22 protein-coding genes and 1 pseudogene are annotated in these 24948 nt (G+C 30.3%); 22 read left to right on the top strand and 1 reads right to left on the bottom strand.

Going from position 1 to position 24948, the window contains the following annotated elements; all coding sequences use genetic code 11:
* Positions 1-70: 70 nt before the first annotated feature.
* Positions 71-1078 (bottom strand): Gfo/Idh/MocA family oxidoreductase, encoded by a 1008-nt coding sequence (locus VB796_RS19670; RefSeq protein WP_323348298.1) that lies wholly within the window; start codon positions 1076-1078, stop codon positions 71-73.
* A 282-nt stretch (positions 1079-1360) separates the two neighbouring features.
* Here VB796_RS19670 and VB796_RS19665 point away from each other — a divergent pair, with 282 nt between their 5' ends.
* The 22 genes and pseudogenes from VB796_RS19665 (at position 1361) to VB796_RS19560 (ending at position 24940) form a co-directional block, all read left to right on the top strand.
* Positions 1361-2635, top strand: coding sequence for a nucleotide sugar dehydrogenase (locus VB796_RS19665; protein WP_323348297.1), 1275 nt, complete (start codon positions 1361-1363; stop codon positions 2633-2635).
* 231 nt (positions 2636-2866) lie between these two features.
* Positions 2867-3934, top strand: coding sequence for a GDP-mannose 4,6-dehydratase (gene gmd / locus VB796_RS19660; protein WP_323348296.1), 1068 nt, complete (start codon positions 2867-2869; stop codon positions 3932-3934).
* A 1-nt stretch (position 3935) separates the two neighbouring features.
* Positions 3936-5420, top strand: a complete 1485-nt coding sequence (locus tag VB796_RS19655) for a capsule assembly Wzi family protein (protein ID WP_323348295.1) — start codon at positions 3936-3938, stop codon at positions 5418-5420.
* Positions 5421-5473: 53 nt separating this feature from the next.
* Positions 5474-6499 (top strand): Gfo/Idh/MocA family oxidoreductase, encoded by a 1026-nt coding sequence (locus tag VB796_RS19650; RefSeq protein WP_323348294.1) that lies wholly within the window; start codon positions 5474-5476, stop codon positions 6497-6499.
* Positions 6492-6941: an acyltransferase gene (locus tag VB796_RS19645; RefSeq protein WP_323348293.1), complete on the top strand. Its 450-nt coding sequence runs from the start codon at positions 6492-6494 to the stop codon at positions 6939-6941. Before VB796_RS19650 ends, VB796_RS19645 begins: the two co-directional genes overlap by 8 nt.
* On the top strand, positions 6938-8425 hold the full coding sequence (locus VB796_RS19640) for an oligosaccharide flippase family protein (protein WP_323348292.1): 1488 nt from the start codon (positions 6938-6940) through the stop codon (positions 8423-8425). The genes VB796_RS19645 and VB796_RS19640 overlap by 4 nt, the downstream gene beginning before the upstream one ends.
* A gap of 28 nt (positions 8426-8453) precedes the next feature.
* Positions 8454-9116: a hypothetical protein gene (locus tag VB796_RS19635; RefSeq protein WP_323348291.1), complete on the top strand. Its 663-nt coding sequence runs from the start codon at positions 8454-8456 to the stop codon at positions 9114-9116.
* A gap of 46 nt (positions 9117-9162) precedes the next feature.
* A complete protein-coding gene (locus VB796_RS19630; protein ID WP_323348290.1) occupies positions 9163-10074 on the top strand; it encodes a glycosyltransferase family A protein in 912 nt (303 codons plus the stop codon).
* 11 nt (positions 10075-10085) lie between these two features.
* Complete coding sequence (locus VB796_RS19625; protein ID WP_323348289.1) at positions 10086-11090, top strand: hypothetical protein; 1005 nt, start codon at positions 10086-10088, stop codon at positions 11088-11090.
* 47 nt (positions 11091-11137) lie between these two features.
* Positions 11138-12241, top strand: a complete 1104-nt coding sequence (locus VB796_RS19620) for a DegT/DnrJ/EryC1/StrS family aminotransferase (protein ID WP_323348288.1) — start codon at positions 11138-11140, stop codon at positions 12239-12241.
* A gap of 25 nt (positions 12242-12266) precedes the next feature.
* On the top strand, positions 12267-14084 hold the full coding sequence (gene asnB, locus VB796_RS19615; protein WP_323348287.1) for an asparagine synthase (glutamine-hydrolyzing): 1818 nt from the start codon (positions 12267-12269) through the stop codon (positions 14082-14084).
* The gene (locus tag VB796_RS19610) at positions 14051-15361 is read left to right on the top strand and encodes an O-antigen ligase family protein (RefSeq protein ID WP_323348286.1); all 1311 of its coding nucleotides are present in this window, start codon (positions 14051-14053) and stop codon (positions 15359-15361) included. The genes asnB and VB796_RS19610 overlap by 34 nt, the downstream gene beginning before the upstream one ends.
* Positions 15348-16508 carry a glycosyltransferase family 4 protein gene (locus VB796_RS19605; RefSeq protein ID WP_323348285.1) on the top strand — a complete coding sequence of 387 codons (1161 nt, stop codon included), beginning with the start codon at positions 15348-15350 and terminating at the stop codon, positions 16506-16508. Before VB796_RS19610 ends, VB796_RS19605 begins: the two co-directional genes overlap by 14 nt.
* Before the next feature lie 434 nt (positions 16509-16942).
* A pseudogene (locus VB796_RS23800) lies at positions 16943-17116 on the top strand (DapH/DapD/GlmU-related protein); the annotation flags it as partial.
* Position 17117: 1 nt separating this feature from the next.
* Positions 17118-17939 (top strand): class I SAM-dependent methyltransferase, encoded by an 822-nt coding sequence (locus VB796_RS19595; RefSeq protein WP_323348283.1) that lies wholly within the window; start codon positions 17118-17120, stop codon positions 17937-17939.
* A 1-nt stretch (position 17940) separates the two neighbouring features.
* On the top strand, positions 17941-18855 hold the full coding sequence (locus tag VB796_RS19590; protein ID WP_323348282.1) for an SDR family oxidoreductase: 915 nt from the start codon (positions 17941-17943) through the stop codon (positions 18853-18855).
* Positions 18819-19967 carry a glycosyltransferase family 1 protein gene (locus VB796_RS19585; protein WP_323348281.1) on the top strand — a complete coding sequence of 383 codons (1149 nt, stop codon included), beginning with the start codon at positions 18819-18821 and terminating at the stop codon, positions 19965-19967. The genes VB796_RS19590 and VB796_RS19585 overlap by 37 nt, the downstream gene beginning before the upstream one ends.
* A complete protein-coding gene (locus VB796_RS19580) occupies positions 19957-20703 on the top strand; it encodes a glycosyltransferase family 2 protein (protein WP_323348280.1) in 747 nt (248 codons plus the stop codon). The genes VB796_RS19585 and VB796_RS19580 overlap by 11 nt, the downstream gene beginning before the upstream one ends.
* 46 nt (positions 20704-20749) lie before the next feature.
* Positions 20750-21727 (top strand): NAD(P)-dependent oxidoreductase, encoded by a 978-nt coding sequence (locus VB796_RS19575; RefSeq protein ID WP_323348279.1) that lies wholly within the window; start codon positions 20750-20752, stop codon positions 21725-21727.
* A 175-nt stretch (positions 21728-21902) separates the two neighbouring features.
* Positions 21903-23207, top strand: coding sequence for a bZIP transcription factor (locus VB796_RS19570; RefSeq protein ID WP_323348278.1), 1305 nt, complete (start codon positions 21903-21905; stop codon positions 23205-23207).
* 97 nt (positions 23208-23304) lie between these two features.
* Positions 23305-23862, top strand: a complete 558-nt coding sequence (locus VB796_RS19565) for a 3-coathanger stack domain-containing protein (RefSeq protein WP_323348277.1) — start codon at positions 23305-23307, stop codon at positions 23860-23862.
* 151 nt (positions 23863-24013) lie between these two features.
* On the top strand, positions 24014-24940 hold the full coding sequence (locus tag VB796_RS19560; protein ID WP_323348276.1) for an NAD-dependent epimerase/dehydratase family protein: 927 nt from the start codon (positions 24014-24016) through the stop codon (positions 24938-24940).
* Positions 24941-24948 lie beyond the last annotated feature (8 nt).

Here is a 24948-nt window from a genome sequence, read left to right as displayed (position 1 = left end):
AAACTATTACCTTTTCGTTTGTGATATTTTAGAAACGAGACTCTGAAGTGATTCAGAGTCTCGTTTTATTTTATATATTTTCTTGAGGATAGACTACACCAATTTGCTTCCGAATTTCGCAAAGAAGTTCCATTAGCTCCAAACTGAATTGAAGTGGTAGTTTATCACTTTCCGTCATGCCTGCTTTTAGACATCTTTGGACTTCTTCAATTTCGTAAGAATAGCCATGTCCTAATCTTTCTGTTTCAAAAAATTGAGGTTCTTCTTCTTCAATTTGCAAAGTCAAACCTTTTGTTTCATGAAAACGACCATGCAAGAATATTTTACCTTTTGTGCCATAGATGGTACAAGTTGTATCTGTTTGAGCAGCAAAAGTTGAGAATAATGAGGCTGTTGCACCATTATCATAATTTAAAGCCATTGAGGTGTTCATATCTACACCCGTAGGAGCAAGCGTAGCTAATGCTTTGATTTCTTTGGGATTACCCAATAATAATTTACTAATAAATAGAGGATAAATACCAATGTCGTACAAAGAACCACCCGTTAACGACGGATTAAATAATCTTGCATTTTCATCGTAAGTTGCTAAAAAACCAAAATCGGCTGCAACGTGAATAATTTTTCCAATTTGACCAGACTGAATAATTTCTAAGGTTTGAGCAATGGCAGGATGGAATCTCGTCCAAATAGCCTCCATTAGAAATAAATTCTTATCACGAGCCTTCAAAATCATTTCAGATACCATTTCCATATTAATGGCAAAAGCTTTTTCGCAAAGAACAGGTTTACCAGCGTCCAGACAAAGAAGCGTATGCTCATAATGCTGAGCATGAGGCGATGCAATATAAATGACATCAACTTCAGGGCAATCAACCAATTCTTGATAACTTCCAAATGCTTTTGTAGACTGGTAGCGTTCTCCGAAAGTCTGAGCCTTTTTTAAGTCTCGTGAAGCGACTGCATAAACAACCGCATCAGGTACATGAGCGACTAAATCATCAGCAAACTTTTCAGCTATATTCCCGCAAGCGAGTATTCCCCAGCGGGTAGGATTGTAAGTAGTTTGTGTATTCAATGGATTAATTTTCTTAGATAGTTTTTTCGAATTTAGTAAAAAATGAGTTAAAATCTATTGGGGTTGATATTTATTATGAATAATATTATAGTCTAAAATAGACTATCTATTGCTATTTATGATTTTAAATATTTTCAGAACAATTAATCAAGTATCCAATTAAAATAGACTGTATTTGGATACTTGCTTTTTAGATAGTTATCTTTGTAAAGTAGTCTTAGTATAAAAGTTTTATTTACTACCCATAGAACAAAATTTATTTAATCTTCAATAGTCTATTTCATGTATAATTCTCTTCAATCAGAAAATATTAAAATTGCAATAATTGGTCTTGGATATGTTGGTTTACCTCTTGCTGTTGAGTTTGGGAAGAAATATACAACATTAGGGTTTGATATTAATCAACTTCGCATTACTGAGCTTATAAAAGGTTATGATAGAACCCAAGAGATGACAGTGGAAGAACTTAAATCATCTAAAGGATTAAGTTTTTCAATGGATATTAATGTACTGCAGTCTTGTAATGTTTTTATAGTTACAGTCCCAACCCCTATTGACAAATATAAAAAACCAGACCTGAAACCATTAATTTCGGCAAGTAAGACAGTTGGAAGTATCCTAAAAAAAGGAGATACTGTCATTTATGAATCAACCGTTTATCCTGGATGTACAGAAGAAGATTGTGTTCCTGTTTTAGAAAAAGAAAGTGGACTGAAATTCAATGAAGACTTTTTCTGTGGATATTCTCCAGAAAGAATTAACCCAGGCGATAAAGTAAATACGCTCACTAAAATTAAAAAAGTAACCTCTGGCTCTACTCCCGAAATTGCTGATTTTGTAGATGCTTTATATAGCTCAATCATTGAAGCAGGCACTTATAAAGCAACCTCAATGAAAGTTGCAGAAGCCAGTAAGGCCATTGAAAATGCACAAAGAGATGTCAATATTTCTTTTGTGAATGAGTTAGCCTTAATCTTTGATAAAATGGGTATTGATACCTCAGAAGTATTAGAAGCCGCAGGGTCAAAATGGAATTTCTTAAAATTTAAACCAGGTCTTGTTGGAGGACATTGTATTGGAGTTGACCCATATTATTTACTTCATAAATCAGAAAGTCTTGGTTATTATCCACAAGTTATTCTTTCAGGAAGAAGAGTGAATGATAATATGGGAATATTTGTAGCGAATAAACTGATTAAGCTATTAATTAAAAAAGGACATAAAATAGAAGGAAGTAATGTCTTAATATTAGGCGTCACCTTTAAGGAAAATTGCCCAGATATTCGTAATTCAAGAGTAGTTGATGTATATAATGAACTAAGAGAGTTTGGGATAAATGTAGATGTATATGATACTTGGGCTGATAAGCATGAGGTTAAAGAAGAGTATGGAATTGACTTGTTAGAAAAGGTTGAAAAAAAATACGATGGAATTTTATTAGCTGTTTCACATGATGAGTATACTTTACTTAACTTAGAAAATTTCAAAAATAAGAATGCAGTAGTATTTGATATAAAAGGTGTATTAGATAAATCATTAGTTGATGCAAGGCTCTAATTGCTTGCCGTTTAATAGATTTATTTATAGTTATTTTTAATTTACTTGATTGATTATTAGGCGGTTGTGTAACAACATTTGGACTGTGTGAAAATATTGTTTTGTCTTAGCCATATTCATTTATTACCTTTGTAAATAAGTGATTTTATTCTAAATTTTAGAATAGATATATCAATATATTACTATTTTAAAAGACTAAATTAGCTTATCCATAAACTATATTAAGATTTAATGAAAAAAGCACTAATTACAGGTATTACTGGCCAAGACGGAGCATATTTAGCAGAGTTACTACTTTCAAAAGGCTATGAAGTTCATGGAATTAAGAGAAGAAGTTCTTTAATTAATACTCATCGTATAGATCATCTTTACGAAGATTTACACGAAAATGATGTTCGTTTCATTCTTCATTATGGGGATTTAAGTGATTCAACGAATATCATTAGAATTATTCAAGAAGTACAACCTAATGAAATTTATAACTTGGGAGCCATGTCTCATGTGAAAGTTTCTTTTGATGAACCAGAATACACAGCACAAGTGGATGGTATTGGTACTTTAAGAATTTTAGAAGCAGTAAGGCTATTAGGTTTAACAAAGAAAACCAAAATTTATCAAGCATCTACGTCTGAACTATATGGTTTAGTACAAGAAGTTCCTCAGTCAGAAACAACTCCATTTTATCCACGTTCTCCTTATGCTGTCGCTAAATTGTATGGTTATTGGATAACCGTTAATTATCGTGAAGCTTACGATATGTTTGCAGTTAATGGAATTTTATTTAATCATGAATCTCCTTTAAGAGGAGAAACATTCGTTACACGTAAAATTACAAGAGCAGTATCACAAATTGCCTTAGGACAACAAGAACGATTATATCTTGGCAACTTAGATGCACAAAGAGACTGGGGGCACGCTAAAGACTATGTTGAGGCAATGTGGTTAATCTTGCAACAAGAAGTTGCAGAAGATTATGTAATTGCTACAGGAGTAACTACGAGAGTACGAGAGTTTGTAAGAATGTCTTTTGCTTATTTAGGCATAGAGGTTGTCTTTGAAGGTGAAGGTGTAGATGAAGTTGGAAAAGTAGTTGCTTGTCATAATAATGAATACCAAGTAGAAATAGGTAAAATAGTTGTCTCAGTTGATGAAAAATATTTCCGACCAACCGAAGTCGAACTATTAATAGGTGACCCAACAAAGTCAATGACTAAATTAGGCTGGACTCCTAAATATGACTTAAATGCTTTGGTAGATGATATGATGCAAGCCGATATTGCTATTTTTAAAAATAAATAATTTGAAGGCAGTTTTTACCATATTTTTATCTTCTATTTTTTTTAATCTCTTTGCTCAAAGTGAAGAGGTAAAAAGAGAGATTAAATATACTGCAGAGATAGGAACGATATTGTCCACAAATGGTGAAACGCCTTTTTGGTTACGAGCAAACCAATATGGAATTGTTCCCTCTCAATCACCAATTTTGACGCTCAGAGGAACTATAAGTTCTGATTATAAAAAAGCAATTACCAAAGAAGACCATTATAAATTATCAAAATTTGATTGGGGATATGGATTGAATGTAGTGGGGAATATAGGAAATGAAAATCAAGTATTGATCCCCGAAGCTTATGTAAAAGCCAAATATGGTGCTTTTGAAATTTACGCAGGAAGGCGAAAAGAAATATTTGGATTAGTAGATACAACACTATCATCGGGTTCATATATTTGGTCGGGAAATGCAATGCCGATACCTAAAATTCAAATCTCAACGCCTAATTTTGTCCCTTTAGGATTTACCAAAAGCTTTTTATCTTTCAAAGGTAATTATGCACATGGGTGGTTTGAGAATAATCGGACTGATGTGAAAAACTTTTATTTACATCAAAAAAGTTTGTATTTTAGATTAGGAAAGCCTGATTGGAAATTCCATTTTTATGGAGGCTTTAATCATCAAGTGCAATGGGGAGGAGAATTATTGTATCCAGATCCGAAAAATCAATCAGGAATAGGTGGTAAAGTGGGCTCGAGCTTTAATGATTATACTAACGTTATCTTAGGTAGGAGTTTGGGAGCGGAAGGAGATACAAGTAAGGTTGGAGGATACGAAGCCACAAACCGCTCTGGAAATCATTTAGGAACTCTTGATTTTGGATTTGATGTAAGTATGAAATCGTTCTCAATTTTGATTTATAGACAAAGCATTTTTGAAGATGGTTCTTTGGCTTATTTAAGTAACATTACTGATGGATTGAATGGAGTATCTATTACCAATAAAAAAAAAAATGATTCAAAATTAAGGTTGCAAAAAGTTGTTTTTGAGTATTTAAATACTTTAAGTCAAGGTGGTGCAATTGGTTCTTATAACACTAATTCTCGCCTTAGAGGAGGAGATAATTATTTTAATAATGGTGTTTATAGAGACGGTTGGTCATATAATCAAACGTCCATAGGAACGGCATTTATCAATAATACTTCAATTATTATTACTAATGCTCCAAATTTATTTTTTAATAATAATCGAGTTGAAGCATTTTATTTGGGAATTTTTGGCACTATTAATAGTAGTATAAATTCAGAAATTAGAATTTCAAATAGCAGAAATGCTGGAACTTATCCATATCCACTTGTAAAAGTAAAAAATCAATTCTCAGGTCTGATGAGTTTAAATTACTCACCATCATTTTTGGAAAACTCAATGGTAAAGTTGTCTGTATCAATGGATAATGGCGAGTTTTATAATGATAATTATTGTTTTCATTTAGGGTTAAAAAAGAATTGGTAACTAAGGTTTTAATTCAAATAGACTCACATAAAAAAGAATAATCTTAAATAGTAATGAATAAAATAAAATTTGTAATTATAGGATGTGGTAGAATAGCTCAACGTCACGCTGAACACATAGTTAAATTTGGAGAACTTGTAGCAGTTTGTGATAATAATGTTAAAAAAGCCAAAGCATTATCTGAGAATCATGGAGGGGTAAGTTATTATACCGAGTTATCAGAACTACTTCAAAATGAAAAGGAAGTCGATATTGTTTCTATTTGTACACCTAATGGATTACATGCCATTCATGCAATCGAAGCCTTGAAAAACGGCTTCAATGTATTGTGTGAAAAGCCAATGGCGATAAACGTTCATGATTGTGGTGAAATGATTAAAGCAGCAGAAAAAGCCAATAAAAGACTATTCGTTATTAAACAAAATCGTTTCAATCCACCAGTAGAAGCAGTTAAAAAAGCCATTGAAACTGGAAAATTAGGAAAAATATATAGCGTTCAGTTGAGTTGCTTCTGGAACAGAAATGAAGACTATTATGCTCATTCTTGGAAGGGTACTAAATTGATGGATGGAGGAACTCTTTATACTCAATTTAGTCATTTTATTGACCTCCTATATTGGATGATTGGTGATGTTAAAAAAGTTCATTCTTTTAACAATAACTATGCTCATAAAGGGATTATAGAATTCGATGATACTGGTGTTGCTATTTTAGAGTTTTATAACGGAGTAATAGGTACTATGAATTATACTGTAAATAGCTACGATAAAAACATGGAAGGTTCTTTAACTATCTTTGGCGAAAAAGGTACTGTAAAAATTGGAGGGCAGTATTTGAATGAATTAGAATACCAAAATATTGAAGATTATAAAATTGAAAACCTTGCCGAAGGAAATAAATCAAATAATTATGGTACATATCAAGGGTCAATGTCTAACCATGATAAAATCTATGAAAACGTTGTTGATGTATTGTTAAATAATGCTTCAATTTCAGCAAACGGTTTTGAAGGGTTAAAAACGGTTGAAATAATAGATAAAATATATAGTGCTGCTGCCCATGAATCCAAAAATGCTTGATGTTGGAATTAAAGAGGTTACATTTGGTAATAATGTAACTGTTATTAATCCATGTAATATATACGGTTGTGAAATTGGTGATAATACTTTTGTTGGTCCCTTTGTAGAAATCCAGAAAGATGTTTCAATTGGTAAAAACTGTAAAGTTCAATCCCATAGTTTTATTTGCGAATTAGTAACAATTGGTAATGATTGTTTTATTGGTCACGGTGTCATGTTTATCAATGACTTATTTTCTGAAGGTGGACCTGCGAGAGGAGATAAAACAAAATGGAGGTCTACTCTTATTGGAAATAATGTTTCCATTGGAAGTAATGCAACAATATTACCTGTTTCAATTTGTGATAATGTTGTGATTGGGGCTGGAGCAGTTGTGACCAAGGATATTATTCAATCGGGTATATATATTGGTAACCCTGCTAAGCAAAGAAAGAAAATATGATAAAGCCAAGTATAAGTAAGAATATGTTGTTTGCAATTATTCAATTTTTAGTTTTTTTATTGGGAAACTTTTTCTTGTATCGTTACATCAACTTGAAACTTGGTGTTGAGCAGTTAGGTGTTTGGTCAATAGTTACAAGTGTCTCATCCTTAATAAGTGCAGGTCTTATAAATTTTAATGCAAGTATTGTTCCCTTAATAGCAGATGCTAAAACAAAAAAAGACAATGTTACATTTGACAATCTTATTTTTACAGGATTTTCAATGTCTTTTATAGTGTCATTACCAATGATTATTTTAATATATTTTATATTAAAATATGGATTAATATATTTTGTAAACGAAGATAATCTTTATCAAGAAAGTATAGTATTAATGCCTTTCATTCTACTCTCTATTTGGATTTCTAATATTAGCTCAATAATTATAGGTTTTATTGAGGGGTTGAATTATACCTTTGTCAGAAGTATTATATTAATTATTGGATTTTTGGTTTTTGTAATATTTAATTTTTTTTTACTTCCAAAGTATGGTATTGTAGGTGCTGCGTATGCTCAAATTATTCAATTTTTATTAATTTGTTTTTTAGGGTTGCTATTTTTGTTTAAAAAAATCAATCTTTATTCTATACTAATTAGTAATAAAGTATGCCTTACAACTATCAAAAAAATATTATTGCCGAGTATGAATTACCAAATGTCAAGTTTAGTGATGCTATTTTTTGATCCAGTTACAAAGTTAGCATTGTCTAAGTTTGGAGGGATTTCAACTGTAGGGTACTATGAAATGGCAAATAAATTAGCCATGCAATTAAGAAACCCTTTTTTATCAATATTACAAGTTACTATTCCTATCTTTGCTTCATTCAATGCTAAATTATTCATTGCAGAACAGGTGAAGTTATATAAGATTTTATTCCGATTCTCCTTCTTAGGTTACTCTTTTGCTGCAATGGCACTCATTACACTTTTACCATCAGTATCTAAATTTCTTATAGGAGAAGTAAATACTGAGTTTATTTTTATTTGTATAACCTTGATAATAGGCTGGCTTTTCAATTCTTGCGTAAATCCTGCATATTATTATAATATTGCTGTGCAAAAAATATCTTTAAACACATTTTGTCACATTATTATGGCATTATCGAATTTAATACTTTGTTTTGTAATAGGTACTATTGATGGAAATTTTACAATACTTGCACCATCTTTTTCATTAATAATTAGCACATTATTTCTTCTTTATAAACATGAAGGAAGTTTTTATAAAATCATGTTATTATTTAACTTAAAAGATTTTATTGTCGTATTTATGATAGTTGTTGAAAGTTTATTTATGCTTTATTTAATAAAATATAAATTAAATGAAACAAAATATATTTTCTTTTGCGTAACAGTTTTTGGAATAATTTTAGTTACAGGATTCAAAATATATATGAGAGAATTTATTTCAATATTTTATTCCATTAGAAAAATAGACAAATAAAAAAGTATTAATTATAAAACATAAGAAAATGAATATTATTAATAACGTATTAGATAAGATTAGAATATATAAGGCTTCTAAAAGAGCAAATTCAATAAAAATAGGGTCATTTGAAGAAAAATATAAATCAGTGTTAAAGTGGGAAAAAGATGGAAGTCCTGTGCCACCGCCACCGTTTGTTAAACAATATTTTATTGAAAAATACCAAAAAGAACTAAAATATAGTATACTTGTTGAAACGGGTACATATCTCGGTGATATGATAGAAGCTCAAACAAATAATTTTAAAAGAATTATATCAATTGAACTTTCGGAAACGTTGTGGAAAAGAGCAAAAAAAAAATTCAAGGCTTTTCCACACATTGAATTGATCAAGGGAGACAGTAGTCTTGAATTAAGTAAAGTATTAAGAACTATTAATGAACCTTGTATTTTTTGGCTTGATGGTCATTATTCAGGAGGATTTACAGCACTTGGAAATAAAATATGCCCGATATACGATGAACTAAAAGCTATACTTACAAGTGATTTTTATGAGCATTTATTACTGATTGATGATGCAAGATTATTTATAGATAAAGATGATTATCCTACAGTAGATGAAGTTGTAAACTATGTTAAAAATTATTATCCTCATTCATTTTTTAGAATTGCACATGATACCATTTATATTGTGCTCAAGTTAGATTAATATCTCGAACTAAAAATCATTTTCATTATCAATAAGTTTTTAAAATATGAACATATACATTAAATCGTTTAACCGCCCATTTTACTTAGACAGATGTATTCGTTCCATAAAGTTTAATATATCTAACTATACGAATATTATTATTTTAGATGATGGAACATTAAGTAAATATATTAAAAAATTGGAAGAAATACATCCAGATGTTAAATGGATTTCTTCTGGAGCAGATGATAATAAATTTGAACTTTTAAGGAATGAGCAATTTGAGGAAATAAAACGCAAATACATCGAACCTGCTGAGTTTTGGTTCAATGAATTGTTGAATGAAAATGGAGATTATTTTCTTCTTTTAGAAGATGATGTATGGCTTGTTCAATCATTGAATTTAGAATTAATTAAACATAACCTAATCAATAATAATTGTGTTATTCTAAAATTTTGGTGGAATATTTTAGAACAACCCTTAGAAAGTGAAAAAATAATTTATTTGCCTAATAATAATGAAGTAAATTACTTCAGTTCATCATTATGTGATTTGTCTAATATTGGGATATTCTGGATAGTAGCTTTCGCCATATATAGAAAAGATTTTTGGTTAAATAATTTCAAAAAGGTGAAAAGAATGGGAGACGAGCAAACTCAGTTTCTGAATGCGTTTAAATTCATTAGAGAACATAGAGAGTGTTCTTTTGCAAAAACAAATATTAGATTTATTCATCAAGGATGGGCAGTACCTGGAAGATCAACACCGGAATATTATGATAAAGGTTTAAAACAGCATTTGTTTATGGATGCACTAAATGAAAGCTGGTACAATGATGAAATAGATATTATGCAAAATTACCCATTTGATTTTGAAGAAACATATTTAGTTCCAATACTAGGAAAACATCTTTCTGAAGAACTAATTAATGTCTGGTTAGATTGGAAAAAGAATGATGTTATATATTCATATTAAATGTAAAATAAATGTTAAGTGTTATTTGCTTTTCTAAAGAGAGACCTCTACAGTTACATGCATACTTGGAGAGCCTTATTTATTATTCTGGAATTAAACAAGAATTCATTAATGTATTATATGTTGAATCTGAAGACATAAAATATGAAAGTGTAATTAATCAATTTAGCGACATTCGGTGGGTAAAGGAAAAAGATTTTTATTTAGATTTATTAAATATAGTAAATAAGTCTGAAAATTTTATACTTTTTGGTTGCGATGATGTTTTCTTTAAGGATTTTTTTGATGTAAACGATTGTATTAGACAACTTACATTGAATAATAATCTTTTTGGTTTTAGTTTAAGATTAGGGCATGGAATTAACTACCTTCCGAAGGTGAACATAATAGATAATAAATATCTTTTATGGGATTGGCAACATATTAATAATGAACATATTCACTGGAATTACCCTTGGGACGTAAGTGGTTCAATTTACAAAAAAAGCACAGTTTTGATCTATTTAACAGGTAAAAAAGAAATAATAAACCCTAACAGATTTGAATCATTTTTAGCCTCTTCAATAAGTAAAGAAAAGTCTTCTTATGCTTCAATGTTAAGTAGTTTTAAAAATAGCAAATGTCTGACGTTAACCATTAATAGGGTTCAAGATGAATTTCCCAATGATTTTGATTCGTCACAACAAAGTGATCTTATATTTCTGCATCAGAAGTATGAGTCTGGGCATAAGTTAGATTGGTATAAATTTATAAAAAGTAATAACAACGATATTCACGTAGGAGCGGAATATTTTTCATTAATAGATAAAAATTCTACCCCTCCAGAATCGGTATTAACAATAAAAAATTATGCTGACGATAAGAATAGTAGCTATATAGAAGACAATATAATTATTAGTTTGAAGATATATGTCTGGAGATTTATAATATTTATCAAAGAAATAGTAAGAAATTTATTACCCAGAAAGTTACTAAAATCTCTTAGACCATTTGTTAAATATATACAGTTAAAATAAGTTGATTTATAAATATTTTGTTCTTGTTAAGTCGAAATTTAGTAGAAATGAAAATACCTTTTGTTGATTTAAAAGTTCAATATCAATCAATAAAAAAAGATATTGACTATGCAATTGCTTCAGTAATAGAAGATACAGCCTTTATCAAAGGCAAATACGTACAACAATTTGAAAAAGAATTTTCAGAATTGTACGGAGTGAAACATTGCATTGGAGTTGCAAATGGTACAGATGCCATATACATCATAATGAAAATGTTGGGGATTAAAGAAGGAGACGAAGTTATTACAGTTGCCAATAGTTGGATTTCAACCTCAGAAACTATCTCTCAAACTGGAGCTACCCCTATATTTATTGATGTGGATGAATATTTTACTATTGATGTTTCAAAAATAGAAAGTAAAATTACCCATCGTACAAAAGCTATAATGCCAGTACATCTATACGGACAAATGGCTGAAATTGATACAATCAAACAAATTTGTGAAAAGTACAATCTGTATCTAATAGAAGATTGCGCTCAATCGCATTTCTCTGAATATCAAGGTAAAAGAGCAGGATTGTTTGGAATCGCCTCAACGTTTAGTTTTTTTCCAGGCAAAAATTTAGGAGCTTATGGAGATGCAGGTTGTATTCTTACTAATGACGATTCATTGGCAGAAAAATGCAGAATGTATTCAACACATGGTGCATTAGTAAAACATACTCACATTATTGAAGGAATCAATAGTCGTTTAGATGGCTTACAAGCAGGCATATTGTCTGCTAAGTTGCCATACATATTGAAGTGGACTGCAGAACGTAATCAAAAGGCAGATTTATATAATAAATATTTAGCAGGAATTGAAAACATAGAATTACCTAAAGTACGTCCGAATACAAAACATAGTTATCATTTGTACGTAATTAAGGCGGAAAGAAGAGATGAGTTAAGAGCATTTTTGCAAAGCAAAGAGATAGCCTGTGAAATTCATTATCCAACACCGCTACCTTTTATGAAAGCCTACGAGTATTTAAAAATTGATAAAAATGATTTTAAAGTAGTTGAAGAAAATCAACAAAAAATACTTTCACTTCCAATTTACCCTGAATTGAGTGAGGATCAAGTCTTGTATATCTCTAATAGTATAAAGGATTTTTATGAAGTCTAATCAATAACTCTAAACTAACAAATCTATGTGTGGAATAGCAGGAATAGTTTACAAAAAAAAACTGCCTTATGAATTAGTTTTAGAGTCCATAAAAAAAATGACTGATGCTGCCAAGCATCGTGGACCTGACGGCGAAGGACATTTTATAGATAATAATGTAGCATTGGGGCATAGAAGATTAGCTATTCTTGACCTTAGCATAGCTGGGAAACAACCAATGTCTTGGCTTGATAAATATTTTATTACCTACAATGGAGAGATTTATAATTATATAGAAATAAGGGAAGAACTCAAACTCTTAGGATATAATTTTAAATCTGATAGTGATACCGAAGTTATATTAGCAGCATACGATGAATGGGGAGACAATTGTGTAAATAAATTTAATGGAATGTGGGCATTTGCAATTTATGATAAAGTGAAAAATATCGTATTTTGCTCACGGGATAGATTTGGGGTGAAGCCTTTTTACTATAAGTTAACTGAAGACTGTTTTTTATTTAGCTCTGAAATCAAACAAATATTGAGTACCAATGATAGAAAGTTTGTAATAAATGATACAGTTGCTATAAATTATTTGGTTTCAAATATGATGGATTATGACGACCAAACCTTTTTTAAAGGTATTCGTAAGCTATTAGGAGGACATAATTTAATTTATAATTTGTCGAATAATACATTTGAAATTAATAAATATTATGAGATAAGGATATCCAAAGAAATTACCAATCTTAACGAAGAAGATTCTATTAATCTCTATAAAAAAATATTTGAACAATCTGTAAAATACCGTTTACGTTCTGATGTTAAAGTTGGAACCTGTTTAAGTGGTGGTCTTGATAGTTCATCTATTGCAGCAATTGCCAATAAATTAAATAAACAAAGTACAGAACAACCATTTGCTGCCATAACTGCTCAAAGTATTCAAAAAGAATTTGACGAATACCAATATGCAAAAATTGTTTCAGACTCGTTAAACTTAGATTGGTATATAACTAAGCCTGAAACAAGCACTTTCATTGAATATTTAGATAAAGTTATTTATACACAAGAATATCCATTTATTGGACCTACGGTATTTATGCAGTACTTTGTAATGAAAATAGCCAAAGAATCAGGTGTGACTGTACTTTTAGATGGACAAGCTGCCGATGAGTCATTATTGGGATATATTAGATACATCCCAACTATCTTATATCAAAATGGATTATTGAATTCTCTCAAAATAATTAAAAAAATAAAAGAAAACTATCATCTATCATACCTTGAAATAGTTAAAAATATTCTATATTTTACAAATCCATCACTTCGTCGTTTAAAACAACTTAATAGTTTCAATACACTAAAAAGTGAGTATGAAAATTTAGTAAATGTAAATATTTTAAAAGAATATGGGAAAGCATATAAAAACGTTACAGATTTACAAAAATTAGAAATCACAAAAACTCAAGTACCTTCATTGTTACGTTTTGAAGATAAAAATTCAATGGCTTTTTCAATTGAAACCAGACTGCCATTTATGGACTGGGAATTAGTTGAGGCAAGTTTGTCAATAAATAGTGCCTTCAAAATAAGAGATGGATGGTCAAAATGGATACTTAGAAAATCTGTTGATAAAGAGTTACCTGAAAGCATTGTATGGCGTAAAAATAAAATCGGATTTGCGGCACCTATTGATGAATGGATGAAAGATTTAATGCCAGAAATTGAAAAAAGCATTGACAGTTCTAAAATTCTAAAAAAATATTTTTCAAAAACTCCCAAGAACTTAAATATATATCAAATGTGGAGATTGTATAATTTATCAAAGTGGGAACAACTCTATCAAATACAAGCACAATAGGTTCAAATTCAAATGTAAAATATTCTGAGTTTTTGACGGAGTGGCTAATTCTACTAATTTGTTTTGGATACCCTATTCAGGCAATGATTCCTGTCTTATTGAAAGTAGATTCAACACCCATAAACCTCAGTTTTAGAGTAGTTTATCTATGTGTAAGTTTATATCTTATAATACATAGAAAAGTTAGAAACATAAAAATTTCAATGTTTGTTTTTATGTTGTTTTGGATGGTTTATAGTTATAGGATTATTAGTGATATTAGTTTTAAAGGAAAAGTTTTTTTAAATACAGATGCATTCTATGTCTATTCTTTTGCTTTCGGCATGTGTTTAATACCAACCATTTCGATATTTTTAAACTCTAAATTTATATATTTACCAAGAATAACAAAAAATCTGTTTTGGGTATTATTAATTGCTAATGTCTGTATCATTACAAATCTTTTACTTTTTTCTACCGACGGTATATTCAGTATGTTCTTGACAAGAGCATATGCCAATGTCGAAATAAATGGAGAAACGGTACAGATTATTAATCCAATTACAATTGGACAATTTGGTGAATTACTGAGTCTATTATCAATATTTTTTTTGCTTTTTAAGAATGAATCAAAAATAGTATTCCCCAAATATATTTTATTAATGAGTTTATTTATTGGAGTAATTAATTTGATATTGGGTGCTTCAAGAGGTCCGCTACTTTTTTTTGTTATATTATTATTTTACATTATTTTCTTTTTTTTTAAATATAAGAACTTATCTATTAATTTTTTGGGTAAATTCTTATTCTATATTCTTATTTTTATCTCTTTTTTTAGCTTTTTCATTAATACATATTTAAGTGATATAGATTTTGAAATAGTAAACCGATTAAATGTTTCTTTGGAATCAACACAAGAAGGGCAGAAAGAGGACAGAGATTATATATGGGCAAGTGCTTGGAGGCAATTTACTGATAATCCAATATTTGGAGACAGTTTCGTTGCAGACTATGAAGAGTCCACAATGAAAGCACATACATACGCACACAATTTATTTTTAGATGTTTTAATGTCAACTGGTTTAACAGGGATAACTTTGATAATACTATTGTTTTTTACAACAGTTAACAATTTTTTTAAATTTAATACAGAGCAAAAAAAAATAGTGTTTCCACTTTGGATAGCTTTACTTGGATATTTTCTTCTCTCTTTAACTTCTGGAGGTGTATTCTTGGCTTATCCATTGTGGATAATGGTTGCACTTATTTGTTCAATACCCCAATATGCGAATAATTAGTATTAACGTTCACTATCAAGATAAACTCGGTTATCAAGACTATTATTTAGGATTAGAATGGAAAAAGATGGGTCATGAAGTACACTTTATCTCGTCTGATGTTCATTTTGACTATCCTGATTATGATAATACCGTAAAACACATTATTGGAGATAAACATGTCGGAACTGGTATCTTTTTGAATGATTATAATGTTCCTATACACCGCCTAAAAGGAACGCCTCGAAGATATACTGGCTTAATTTGGTTAAAAGGATTTGAAAAAAAAATACTTGAATTGAAACCAGAATTAATTGTATCACACGGAATTCTCAGTTGGCAATCTATTAGGCTTTTGTTTCTTTATAAGAAATTAAACTGCTCGATTATTTTTGACGACCACACTACCTTAAATTTAGTTCGCAAAAGTAAACTATCCGCTATTTTATTTTGGGTATTCAGGATACTCTTTGCTAAAAGATTTATGAAAGTTGCTCATAAATTAGTAGGTATTTCAGAAACTTGCATTGATGTAATGCGGGATAATTTCGGCATTGTTGGTAACAAAGTAGAAATGATTCCATTAGGTACTGACATTAATATCTTTAAGAAAAGTGAACAACTAAGAATTGCTTATAGAAATGAACTCGACATCAAAAATGATGAGATATTAATTGTATATACAGGTAAAATGTATGAAGATAAAAAAGTTCATCTTATCTTTGAAGCCTTAAATGACGAGAGTGTTTTGAATAAAAAAATCGTAATTCTTTTAGTGGGGGACGTTGCCAAAACATACAAAGCTAAACTTGACGATGCTATTAAAAAGAGTAAAAACAGGGTTATTATAAAAAAAGCAGTATCAATTGACCAACTACCAGCAGTTTATAATGCCGCAGATATTTCTGTTTGGCCCGACCACACTACCAATAGTACCATTGATGCTTCTGCTTGTGGATGTGCTATAATTTGTAGCCATTTTATGCCAGAGAGAGTGAAATACAAAAATGGAATAATGATTGAAGGCGGTAATCTCTTAGCGTTGAAGGATGCCCTTACACAATTGATAAATAATGAAAAATTAAGAAATGAAATGGGAATGCAAGGAGAAAAGTATGTGGAAGTTGAGTTGAGTTGGAATGCAATTTCTAAAAAATTTATTGTTTAAATATGAGAAAAATAATAAACTTTTTTTTGAATAAATTAATAAGCCCTAATCTTAGATATAAAAGAAATCTTAGTATTGGAAAGGATACAGTTTTTCTAAATAATTTTAATATAGTTAATCCCAGTTTTAATCAAGTAGATATTGGAGAGGAATCAATTATAGGAGCATCAATAATATTCGAAAGTACAGAAGGAAATGTGTCAATTGGTAACAGAGTTTATATTGGTGATAGTACAATAATTTGTAAAAGTAAAATAACATTTGAAAATGATATATTAGTTGCATGGGGTGTTACATTTTACGATCATAACTCTCATTCTTTGAACTATAAAAGTCGGCAAAAAGATATTCGTCAAGTTCTTTACGACTATAAATATCATAATGGCAATTATTTAATAAATAAGGATTGGTCTGATGTTGAATCTCGCCCTATTGTTATTAAAAATAATGTTTGGATAGGGATGCATTCATTTATTATGAAAGGCGTAACAATAGGAGAAGGGGCAATTGTTGCTGCGGGAAGCGTAGTAACAAAAGATGTTCCACCTTTTACGATAGTAGCAGGTAATCCTGCAAGAATAGTAAAACAGATTGATAAATATGAGTAAAATGACTTGGGAAGAAACAGTAATTCATTTTCGGTCGCAACCTAAAAACAAACAAATTTCAAGGGATGCGTACTTAGAGGAAGATTTAATCGATAATATCGAAAGATTCAAGAATAGTGAAGAATGGGCAGAAACCTTTAAAGAAATATCTTCATTAATTCCAAATAAAAAAACTATCAAAGTTTTAGATATTGGAGCAGGTAATGGTATATCATCTCTTGCATTTGCGTTGAATGGTTATGAAGTAACGGCTTTAGAACCTGACACGAGTAATACCGTAGGAAGTGGGGCAATTAAGTTTTTAGCAAGTCATTATAAACTAAATAATATAACCATAATAGAGGCATTTGGCGAAAATTTGCCATTTGAAGACGAAAGCTTTGATATTGTTTATGGAAGACAAGTAATGCACCATGCTCATCATTTAGACAATTTTCTTAAAGAAGCAGCTCGAGTTTTGAAAAAAGGAGGGTTTTTGATGACTGTACGTGACCATGTGATCAAAGATAAAAAAGATAAAGAGCTTTTTCTTAAAAGTCATCCCTTACATGAATACTATGGTGGGGAGAATGCATTTCTATTCCGTGAATATGAGGGAGCTATTTTAAACGCAAATTTAATCATAAAAAAAATATTGTCACCCAGTCAATCCACTATCAATTATTCGCCTTGGAGTAAAAAAAGAGTTTCCGAACTTATTACTAATAAATTCGGAAAATCATTCTGTAATTTAATAACAGTAAATTTACTGTGGAAAGTAAACCAATATCGTTTAGAAACATTGCCTGGGAAATTATATAGTTTTATTGCTTTAAAAGAATAGTATGAATGTCCTCATTATAGGTTCAAAAGGTTTCATCGGTTCTCACGTTCTTAAAACGTTTGTTCAAGAATCCTCTTTTTTTGTTTTTGGTTGCGATGTCATTCAAGATTATGATACTCCTAATTATCAAGTCATTGATGCTACAAATGCCGATTTCTCAGAGGTGTTTCAGCAATATAAATTTGATATTTGTATTAATTGCTCAGGAGCGGCAAGCGTTCCAGATTCAATCTTACACCCACTAAGAGATTTTCAGTTAAATACAGTGAATGTCTATAAACTGTTGGAGGCTATCCACCGCTTTTGTCCCACTTGCCGATACATCAATATTTCGAGTGCTGCAGTTTATGGAAATCCAAATTCATTGCCTATTGTTGAGTCTCAGTACTTGGCACCACTGTCTCCTTATGGTAAACACAAACTCTATGCTGAACAAATATGTGAACAGTTTACGGAGTTTTACGGAATAGACACTTGCTCATTAAGAGTTTTTTCAGCTTACGGCGTAGGTTTAAAAAAACAGTTGTTTTGGGATTTGTTTAATAAGAGTAGAAATACAGAGCAAATTGAGTTGTGGGGAAGTGGAAATGAATCACGAGATTTTATTGAAGTAGGAGACATTGTTGAAATTATAAAATTATTAATCATTCCACCCAAGTTTGCCTTTCCGATTCTGAATGTAGGAAATGGTAGAGAATGGAAAATTAAGGATGTAACTGAACTATTCTTCGAAGTATTAGGCCGAAATATAACTGTAGATTTTAAGGGTGAACAAAGAGCAGGAGACCCCCAAAATTGGCAAGCAGATGTATCCAGATTGAAAACTATTGGATATGTAAGCAAAATTAACATCATCAAAGGGTTAATAAACTATTGTACATGGCTAAAGCAGATAGAAAAAGGATCGGATTTTTAATGATAAACGACGATTTGGGTGTTGTATATTACCTAAATAATATTGTAAAATCATTGTCTAATTTACCCGACAATGATAAACCATCAATAATCCTGTTTTATGACAATACAACACAAAAACATCTTAGTATTTTCAAAAATTATAATGATATAAAATTTGAAAAAACAGTTTACCCAAATTTATTGAAGTTGTACTTATTAAGTATAGTTACACAAACTAATTATTTCATTAATCGTTTGCAATCTACTCATTCGCTTGATGGCATTTTTCCAGTTAATGATCTTTTGTTTAAGAATTCCCTAAAGCGAACTAAATTAGTTGGGTGGATAACCGATTTTCAGCACAAGTTTTATCCGAATTTTTTTAGCAGATTTAACAGATTTGTCCGAGAATTTAGGTTTAATAAGCTTCTCAAGAATGCAGATGATATTGTACTATCAAGTGAAGACACTAAATCTCACTTATTTAGATTTTACAAGCAAACGCATGCTTCTTTACACGTACTGAATTTTGTTTCACACGCAAATTTAATTCAATGCACTGATAGTGAGAAAGTCTTGGAGAAATATAATATTCTTAAACCATTTTTTATAGTTTCTAATCAATTTTATAAGCACAAAAATCATATCGTAGTTATAAAAGCAATTAAAAATATTGTTGATAAAGGGTACACAGATTTTGAGATTGTATTTACTGGCAAGAAGGAGGATTACAGGGATAAGACTTTTTACCCTAAAATTGAAAAGTTTATTAAAGAGTATAAAATTGAAAATAACGTAAAAATTTTAGGGCTAATCCCTCGAGAAGAGCAATTGTCACTCTTAAAAAGTTCAGTAGCTATTATTCAACCAAGTTTTTTTGAAGGATGGAATACCAGTATTGAAGATGCCAAAACTTTACAAAAACAGGTAATTTGTTCTGATATAGAAGTTCATGAAGAACAAATGGGTGATAAAGCCTATTATTTTAATCCAGAAAATGATTTGCAATTGGCTAATATATTAATGAGGCTTCTTTTAAAAAATATTAAAGTTCTACCTATCTTTGACAATTTCAATGATAGAGTTAACCAATTTAGTTCAAAGTTTATACAAATTTTTGATGAAAATTAGCATCATAACTGTCTGCTTTAATTCTGAAAGCACTATTCTTAGTACAATAGAGTCTGTCATAAACCAAAATTATAACAATATTGAGTATATTGTAGTAGATGGAGCTTCAAATGATAATACTTTAAATATCATAGATAAATTCCGTGATAATATCTCTCAATTTATTAGTGAACCCGATAATGGTATATATGATGCCATGAATAAAGGTATATACTTGGCTACTGGAGAAGTGATTGGTATTTTGAATTCTGATGATTTATTCTATGATAATAATATTATATCCTCAATTATGGATACTTTCAGGAATGATCAAAAAATTGATGCTGTATATGGAAACATGATGTATTTTAACTCTGAAAACCCTGAAAAAAGTGTCCGATTTTGGAAAACAGTTCCATTTTACGGTAATTTTTTTGAAGATGGATTCATTATGCCCCATCCAACTCTTTTTCTAAAAAAGGATATATATAAAAAAATCGGAACTTATTATCCCAATTTTAAAATAAGTTCCGATTACGAATTAATGTTAAGGGCTTTCAGAATATATAACTTTCAACCACAATATTTGAATAAAACTCTTGTCAAAATGAGGGTAGGTGGGGAAAGTACCAAAAGTATAAAAAATGTATTAATTGGTAATATTGAAATATATAAATCTTGGAAAATGAATAACCTTTCGTTACCCATTTTTTTCTATTTTAAACGATTTTTATTTAAGATTAACCAATTTTTTTAAGTTTCTATTGAAATAGTATAAGAAAGAAAAAAAACTTTTTAAAAATATGAAGATTTTTATAACAGGGGGGTCTGGTTTTATAGGAACTCATCTAATTCAATTGCTTGATTTGATGGGTTTATATGAAATAATAAATTATGACCTTAAAGACCCAAAAATTATTTCAAATGCAATATATATAAAAGGTGATATACGTAATGAAAGCCAAGTATTTAATGCCATGAGAAATTGTGATGTAATTATTCACTTGGCGGCAATTTGGGATGATTTTTCCTTAGACGAAAGTGAATATTTTTCAACAAACGTTGATGGAACTCAGAGTGTTATCAATGGAGCTAAGAGACATCATATTCATACTTTTATAAACTACTCGTCTGTATCAGTATATGGGGAAACAGAAGAAGAATGTATTGAAAAAATGACTAATTTAAAGCCTACTAATCCTTATGGAAAATCAAAACTTATGGCAGAAAAATTATTTGAAAACTGGTATAAAGAAAATTTAAACATCTCAGTAGTGCATTTACGTCCTTCAGTAGTATTTGGCAAGTACAACTATGGTAATATCTACCGACTCATTAATCAAATTAATTCGGGTTTTTATTTTAATATTCAAAAGAGCAAAAGTAGCCTAAAATCTATAACTTACGTTGAAAATTTAACAAATGCAACAGTATTTTTATTGGGAAAAATAAAAAAAGGAATAGAAATCTACAATTATTCGGATACACCTCACATGAATACTATGCAGATAAGTAATATTATTGAGAAAAGATTTGGGAAAAAAGCGGGTTTGGCAGTTCCTTATACTTTTGCTTTTGCCCTTGCTATTCCATTTGATTTAATTAGCAATTTAACAGGTAAAAATATTCCTATCTCTACTATGAGGGTTAAGAAATACTGTACTCAGACCTTAAATAACAGTGATAAAATAAAACTATTAGGGTATAAATCTGTATTTTCTTCAATAGAAGGATTAGAGAAGACGGTTGATTGGTATAAAACTAATAGGGGAAGTAACTGAACCTTTCTATTGCAAGTATTTGGTATTAAATTTGAACTAATTAATCTTACTCAAATAGAAACAACCAAATAATAAATTAAGAATTAAATTATAGCGATAAATGTACTTTCTCATTCAACTTTTTACTATTTTTGACTCAAGTAGATTGGATTTTTAATTTAAAAAAAAGAAACTGATGAAAAAATTAATACTTTTAGGGTTTATGGGCTTATGTACTATACCTGTTATTGCACAAACAATCACTGCACCAGTCGGTCAGTCTTTAACAATTACTAATCCTGTTGATATTACTATTGCAGGTGGAACATTAAATGTACCTAATGATGGTTCTTTTAATATTGGTGGGATCCCTGTAATAAGAATAAAATCGGGAGGAAACGTTTTTTTTGGTACAACTGCTGGTAATGCGTCTACTACTGGAAGTAACAACCTTTGCGTAGGTGATAGGGCAGGAAGAATACTCTCAACCGGAGGAGACAATTTGATTTTAGGTGGTGCTGCTGGATATTCTATCACTACTGGAAATACTAATGTCTTCCTTGGAGCAGTTGCAGGTTTTCAGAACACAAGTGGAAGAGATAATGTTTTTCTTGGATATAATTCTGGAGGTGCAAACGTTACTGGTCTAAACAACATATATTTGGGTAGCCAGTCAGGTAATACTGCAACGGGTGATTATAATACATACATTGGTTATGCGAGTGGGGCAAATAATCCCACTGGTTCTCAAAATACTTTTATTGGTCATTATGCAAATGGTACTTCAGGAGTATCAAATGCTGCAGCAATAGGAAATGGGGCATTTGCTTCTACAAGTAATAGTTTTATTCTTGGAAATATAAATAATAACGTAGGTATTGGTAATACCGCTCCCAATGCAAAATTAGAAATTACCGCCACTTCTGGTTCTGGATTAAGATTTACAAATCTTACTTCTGGGAGTGCTACAACACCTACAAGTGGATCTAATAAAGTATTAAGTGTTAATGCAAATGGAGACGTTATTTTAGTGCAATTAGCGGGTAGTGCTACAACAACTTCATCAAATCCAGTTGCTGAAAGCACTTGGAAAAATGCTGATGGTTATTTGTATAATAATAGCACAAACGGTGTTGTTATCAATGGTGCTGGTTTAGATGGGAATGCTCTTATCGTTAAAGGTGGTGTATTGTCTAAAGAAGTAAATGTTAAAGTAGAAGGTGCTGAATCTTGGCCTGACTATGTTTTCAAACCTTCTTATAAGAGAATGTCTTTAGAAGAAGTTGAGAAATTTATTGCTATCAACGGACACTTACCAAATGTAGCAAGTGCAACAGAAATGGCTGCAACTGGTAACAACTTGAATAAGACTGACATTAAATTATTGGAAAAAGTGGAAGAATTGACACTTTATCTTTTAGAAATGAAGAAAGCTAATGATGCTCAATCGGCAGAAATTCAGTCATTGAAGAAACAAATGAGTAAATTGAGAAAGAAGTAGTCACTTAGGTATGAGGTATAAGGTATGAGGTATAAAGTATTTACATAAAATACTAATCCCTGTTGCCTAATCTTAACACCTTTTAACTTAAAATCAGATGAGAACTTATCTAAAAATAGTTGGGATGTTCTTTTGTGTGATGTCGGTGAGAGTTGCTTCTGCTCAAGATGTAAACTTGAAAATTACTGATAACATCAATAAGACTACCAAACACGAGGTTGCAACTGAGAAAATCAGTGCTTCTAACGTGGTAAGCGAAGATTCAAAAGTTCATTATGAAGCTGGAAAGTCTGTAACCCTTTTGCCAGGTTTCTCGGCAAAGAGTGGAGCATCTTTCAAGGCAAGTATTGGAAAAATAGAAGCTTCTTCTAAAATTGCTGGTGCAGAAACAAGTGAAAAAGTAAGTATGTATGCTTACCCAAATCCATTTGAATCATCAGTAGAAATTGAATATTATGTTCCTAAAGCAGGAAAAATTAGCCTATCTATTACTAATATAATGGGCTTAAATATCGCAACTTTAGTTGATAATCAAGAAGTATCAGAAGGCAATCATACCGTTAAATATTCGGGAGAAGGAATTAATTCTGGAACTTACTTATATACATTAAAGACTGAAACGGGTGCTGTTTCTAAGAAATTATCTAAGAAATAGTTTTCAGAATCTTATTATTACTAAAGCTCAAGTATTTTACTTGGGCTTTGTTATTTGTAACCACTTAATAATTTAGAGTTTGTTTTAGAGTTTGTTTTCATTAAATTTGTTCAGTAATATAAATAATTAGATAATAATTTCAAAAGTAAGAATGTCAAAAATATTAATAACAGGAGGAGCGGGATTCGTGCCGAGTTCTTTGGCAGATCAATTAGTTCTTGATAAGAGTAATTTTGTAGTTTCGATAGATAATTTTTTGACGGGACACAAGAAAAATTTATGTTTATCAACAGAAAACTATCATTTTATTAAATGTGATGTGAACAATTATCAAGACTTATCGGCTATAATGTTGGCATATAAATTTGATTATGTTTTTCACTATGCAGCAGTTGTAGGTGTGAAAAGGACTCTTGAAAACCCTTTGATGGTATTACAAGATATTGAGGGTATAAAAAACGTACTGAATCTATCTAAAAATACTGGAGTTAAGAGAGTGTTCTTTTCATCTTCTTCAGAAGTGTATGGTGAGCCTGTTGAATTTCCTCAAAATGAGCATACAACACCCTTAAATTCTAAATTGCCTTATGCAATCGTAAAAAACATTGGAGAGGCATTTGTTAAATCCTTTAAAAAGGAGCATGATTTAGATTTTACAATATTCAGATTCTTTAATACTTATGGGCCTAAACAAAGCCCAGATTTTGTTATTTCAAAATTTATAAAATTAGCAAAAGCAAATAAAGATATTACGATCTACGGCGACGGCCTTCAGACAAGAACATTTTGCTTTATAGATGATAATTTAGATGCTACCGTTAGAATTTTGAATAATGATTTGATAATAAATGATGTTATTAATTTAGGCTCAGATATTGAGTTGACTATCTTAGATTTAGCTAAATTAGTTATTAAAAAGACTAACTCTAATTCAAAAATTATTCATTTGTCTGCTTTAGAGGAAGGGGATATGACTCGTAGAAAACCTGATAATACCAAAATGAAAGAAATTTTAGGGCGAGAATTATTGCCAATTTCTGATGGTATAGATAGGATTTTGGAGTTGTTTAATAGATAATTAAATGA

This window comes from Arcicella sp. LKC2W (assembly GCF_034931005.1).
Taxonomy (GTDB): domain Bacteria; phylum Bacteroidota; class Bacteroidia; order Cytophagales; family Spirosomataceae; genus Arcicella.
Note: the sequence above shows the minus strand (reverse complement) of the source record. Positions and strands in the feature narration are given on the sequence as shown.